This window comes from Synechococcus sp. R6-7, assembly GCF_047461695.1.
Lineage (GTDB): Bacteria > Cyanobacteriota > Cyanobacteriia > Thermostichales > Thermostichaceae > Thermostichus.
Genome location: NZ_JANSHS010000330.1, coordinates 1 through 5,093, shown reverse-complemented (window position 1 = coordinate 5,093; position 5,093 = coordinate 1). Strand labels below are relative to the sequence as shown.

Here is a 5,093-nt window from a genome sequence, read left to right as displayed (position 1 = left end):
TTTTTCTTTATCAAGGAATGGAAAGTGTGGCTTGCGCTGCTGCACTCCTTCGGTTGTCCTGCCGTTGTTGGCTAAAGTTGGATTGATAAGGAGCACTCCCGGCAGCCAAGCAACTTGAGCCAGGTGGATCTACAGCGGCTTCAGCGCGCCCTTTCCCTAGAAGCAGAGGTGGGGTTTACCGACCTGCGGGGGCGAGAGCAGACCTTCTCCCAATTTTTGGGGAGTGTGTTCGGACAGGATCCCCCCTCTGACTGGGCGCTGAGTGGAGATGACCGGCGGCGGTGGCGAGAACTGGGATCCCGCTATACCTTGTACCCGGAGCTGGAGCTGCCCGAACGCCAGCACCTGGTGGCCGAAACTCGCCGCTGGCTGGAGCGAGTCCGACGTCAGCAAGAGCTGTCCCGACCGAGTTCCCACCAACCTGGCTCGTTTGCAGCCTCGTTGCCACAGCGCTCTGGTTTCCCTGCCGTAGGCGTAGCAACAACCCCCCCAGAGGCAGGGCGGAGCACGATTTCCCCATCTCTCCCCGCCGGCCTCAGCCTGGAGCAGCCGCTGCAGTTTCTCAAAGGCATTGGTCCCAAGTCAGCGGAGAAACTGGCACAACTGGGCCTACACAGCGTGCGGGATGCCCTGTACTACTTCCCCCGCGACTACCTGGACTATTCCCGGCGGGTGCTCATCCGCCAAGCTAAGGTGGGGGAGACCGTTACCCTTGTAGGGACGGTGAAAAGTTGCAGTTGCTTTACCAGCCCTAAGAATCCCTCGCTGACCATCTTCAACCTAAAGATTGCCGACAAAAGTGGTGTAATTACCCTCAGCCGCTTCTACAGCGGGCGGCAGTTTGCCCAGCGCAGTTGGCAAGCTTCCCTGGAGCGGCAATACCCCAAGGGGGCCCTGGTGGCTGCCAGCGGCCTGGTCAAAAAGGGCCGGTTGGGCCTAACGCTGGATAACCCGCAACTGGAGGTGCTGGGGGGAGAGGGCGAGGAGCTGGACAGGCTGGGCAAGATCTTGCCAGTTTACCCTCTCTCAGAAGGGATCCCCGCCGATCTGGTGCGCAAGGCGGTGCAACTGGCTTTGCCGGCGGCGGCCTTGGTGGAGGATCCCTTGCCGGCGGATCTCAAGCGGCAGTTGCAGCTTTTGGACTTGCCTGTTGCCCTGCAGCAGATCCACTTTCCTAAGACCCGAGAGCTGCTGGCCCAGGCCCGGCGGCGGCTGGTGTTCGATGAGTTTTTCTACCTACAACTAAGCCTATTGCAGCGGCGACACCGCTATCGTGCCCAAGCTCAGGCCATACCTCGTTACCAGCCGGCTAGAGGGGAGCTGTTGGATCGCTTCTACCAAATCCTGCCCTTTCAGCTTACCGCTGCCCAGCAGCGGGCCATCGACGAGATCCTAGCGGATCTGCGGGATCCCTTGCCCATGAACCGCCTCTTGCAGGGAGATGTGGGATCCGGCAAAACCGTGGTGGCGGTGGCAGCTGTGCTGGCAGCCATTCAATCCGGTTGGCAGGCGGCCCTCATGGCTCCCACCGAGGTTTTGGCCGAGCAACACTACCGCAAGTTGGTGGAATGGCTCAGCCAGCTGCAGGTGCCCGTTGAACTGTTGACTGGATCCACGCCCCCTGCTAAGCGCCGGGAGATCCTGCGGCAGTTGCAGACCGGGGAATTGCCCTTGGTGGTGGGCACCCATGCTCTCATCCAGCCGGCAGTGCAGTTTCGCAACCTGGGCTTGGTGGTCATCGACGAGCAGCACCGCTTTGGCGTGGAGCAGCGGGCCGCTCTGCAACAGAAAGGGGATCACCCCGATGTGCTCACCATGACCGCCACCCCCATCCCCCGCACCCTCACCCTGGCCCTGCATGGGGATCTGGATGTTACCCAAATTGACGAGCTGCCGCCGGGGCGCAAGCCCGTGCACACCCTGGTGGCCCGGCCAGGGGATCGCCTGCAGGTGATGCGGCTTATCGAGCGGGAAATTGCCCAAGGGCGGCAGGCCTACGTGGTGCTGCCGTTGATTGAAGAGTCGGAGAAGCTGGATCTCAAGTCTGCCATCGAGGAACACCAGCGTCTGCAGGAAAAGGTCTTCCCCCAATTTCGGGTGGGCCTGCTGCACGGGCGCTTGACCAGTAGCGAGAAGGAAGCTGTCATTGCGGCCTTTCGCCGGCGGGAGCTGGATATTCTGGTCTCTACCACGGTGGTGGAGGTGGGGGTAGATGTGCCCAATGCCTCGGTGATGCTGGTGGAGCATGCGGAGCGCTTTGGGCTCTCCCAACTGCACCAACTGCGGGGGCGGGTAGGGCGGGGATCTGACCAGGCCTACTGCATCCTGATGACAGGATCCAAAAGCGAGGAGGCCCTGCGGCGGCTCAAGGTGCTGGAGCAGTCCCACGACGGGTTTTTCATTGCCGAGATGGACCTGCGCTTCCGCGGCCCAGGGGAGGTGATGGGCACCCGCCAGTCGGGGCTACCCGATTTTGCCCTGGCCAGTCTCATGGAGGATCAAGAGGTGCTGCAGCTGGCCCGCCAGGCGGCAGAGCAGCTTATTGTCCAAGACCCCGACCTGAAGCGCTGGCCCCCCTTAAGCCGCATACTGGAAGAGCGTCAGGCCCGTCTCTTGGGCCCTGGGTTGTTGACCTAAGCTAGGGGCAATTGGAGCACTATGCCCTATACCCTCGAAGACTTAAAAGCCCACGGCCTTTCCCCGGCGGAATATCAACAGATCCAGCAGCAGCTGGGCCGGGATCCCAACCCCAACGAGCTGGCCATGTTTGGGGTGATGTGGTCAGAGCACTGCTGCTACAAAAACTCCCGCCCTCTGCTGAAAAACTTTCCCACCACGGGCGAGCGGGTAGTGGTGGGGCCGGGGGAAAATGCCGGCGTAGTGGATCTGGGGGAGGGGGATTGGCTGGCGTTTAAGATCGAGTCCCACAACCATCCTTCGGCAGTGGAGCCCTTCCAGGGGGCAGCTACCGGCGTGGGAGGGATCCTGCGGGATATCTTTACCCTGGGCGCCCGTCCCATTGCCCTGCTTAACTCGCTGCGCTTTGGGCCGCTGACCGATCCCCGCAACCGCCGCCTCATGGCCAGGGTGGTGGAAGGGATCGCCCACTACGGCAACTGTGTCGGGGTACCCACAGTGGGGGGAGAAGTGGCGGTGGATCCCTGCTACAGCGGCAATCCCTTGGTCAACGTCATGGCCCTGGGGCTGCTGGAGACGCCGGCAGTGGTGAAATCGGCAGCGCGGGGGGTGGGGAACCCGGTCTTGTACGTGGGCGCCACCACCGGGCGGGATGGCATCCGCGGCGCCAGCTTTGCCAGCGCCGAGCTCAAGGAGGATGCGCAGCAGGATCGGCCGGCAGTGCAGGTGGGGGATCCCTTCCTGGGCAAGTGCCTCATCGAGGCCTGTCTGGAGGCCTTTGCCACAGGAGCTGTGGTGGCTGCCCAGGATATGGGGGCAGCCGGGATCACCTGCTCCACCGCGGAGATGGCCGCCAAGGGAGGGGTGGGGATCCGCTTTGACCTCGACCGAGTGCCGGCGCGGGAAAGCGGCATGGCTGCCTGGGAATACCTGCTCTCGGAATCCCAGGAGCGGATGCTGCTGGTGGTGCAAAAAGGCCGCGAGGCGGAGGTGATGGAGATCTTCCACCGCTGGGGTTTGCAAGCTAGTGTGGCCGGGGAAGTCATTGCCGAGCCGCTGGTGGAGATCTGGCACCAGGGATCCTGCGTGGTGCAGGTGCCGGCGCGGGCTTTGGCCGAAGACACCCCCGTCTATGTCCGTCCGGTGTTGCCAGAGCCGCCAGCCTACGTGCAGGCAGCGTGGCAATGGGATCCCGCCACTCTACCCCCTTGTGATTGCCAGGGGATCCACCTCGCTCAGGCAACGCTGGCATGGAAAGAGGTGCTGCTGCAGCTTTTGGCCAGCCCCACCCTGGCCAGCAAAGCCTGGATCTATCGCCAATACGACCACCAGGTGCAAAACAACACCGTCCTTTGGCCGGGCCAGGGAGATGCGGCGGTTATCCGCATCCGTTCCCAAAAGTTTGGCGTGGGCGAGGTGCCGCCCCTGCGAGCTTCCCGCAAGGCCATCGCTGCCACCCTGGATGGCAATGGCCGCTGGGTGTATTTGGATCCCTACGAGGGGGCCAAGGCAGCCGTGGCGGAAGCTGCCCGCAACCTCACCTGTGTGGGGGCCGATCCCCTAGCTGTTACCGATAACCTTAACTTTGGCAATCCCGAAAACCCGGTGGTGTACTGGCAGCTGGCCCTGGCCTCTCGGGGGATTGGAGATGCCTGCCGTGCCCTCGGTACGCCGGTAACGGGGGGAAACGTTTCTCTCTACAACGAGACCCTCACCCCCCAGGGATCGCAGGCTATCTACCCTACCCCTGTCATTGGCATGGTGGGTCTCATTCCCGACTTGAAATGCATCTGTGGCCAGGGGTGGCAGCAAGCAGGGGATCTCATTTACCTCCTGGGATCCCAGGCCCTCACCAGCTTGGGGGGCAGCGAGTATTTGGCGGTCATCCACCAGCAAATTACGGGCCGGCCCGCGCCAGTGGATCTGGAATTGGAAAAGCGGGTGCAAGCTGCCTGTCGCCATGGAATCCGCCAGGGCTGGGTGCGCTCTACCCACGACTGCAGCGAGGGGGGATTGGCTGTGGCTTTGGCAGAAGCCTGCTTGAGCGGAGGCCGCGGCGCAACCCTCTCCCTGGCTCCTGGATCCTTGCGCTGGGATCAGGCCCTGTTTGGCGAGGGATCCAGCCGCATCCTGGTTTCTGTGGATCCGGCCCAGCGCTCTGCTTGGGAAGCCTACTTAGAAGCGCAGCTTGCCGGCCAGTGGCAGCTTTTGGGAGAGGTGGGATCCCCTGCGGATCCCCTGCTCTTAAGGACGGCAGAAGAGGATCCCTTACTGGTGGTGTCTTTGGCAGCCATGCAGGCCGCCTACCACGGTGCCTTTTCGGACTAGCTGAGCCTCGGTTGGGAAACCGTTTTCTGCGCCCAGCTCCCTTCTCCCTTGGGGAGAGGGGCCAGAGGTTGGAGAGGACAACATCCTTAGGGGGATTTTTCCTGATACATTTACGCTGAACACTGCTG

The 5,093-nt window shown here is 62.6% G+C and carries 2 protein-coding genes; both read left to right on the top strand.

What is annotated here, in order from left to right:
• The first annotated feature begins 123 nt into the window (after positions 1 to 123).
• The gene (gene recG / locus NW815_RS10070; protein ID WP_414389370.1) at positions 124 to 2,637 is read left to right on the top strand and encodes an ATP-dependent DNA helicase RecG; all 2,514 of its coding nucleotides are present in this window, start codon (positions 124 to 126) and stop codon (positions 2,635 to 2,637) included.
• 21 nt (positions 2,638 to 2,658) lie between these two features.
• Positions 2,659 to 4,965 carry a phosphoribosylformylglycinamidine synthase subunit PurL gene (gene purL / locus NW815_RS10065; protein WP_414415969.1) on the top strand — a complete coding sequence of 769 codons (2,307 nt, stop codon included), beginning with the start codon at positions 2,659 to 2,661 and terminating at the stop codon, positions 4,963 to 4,965.
• Positions 4,966 to 5,093: the final 128 nt, after the last annotated feature.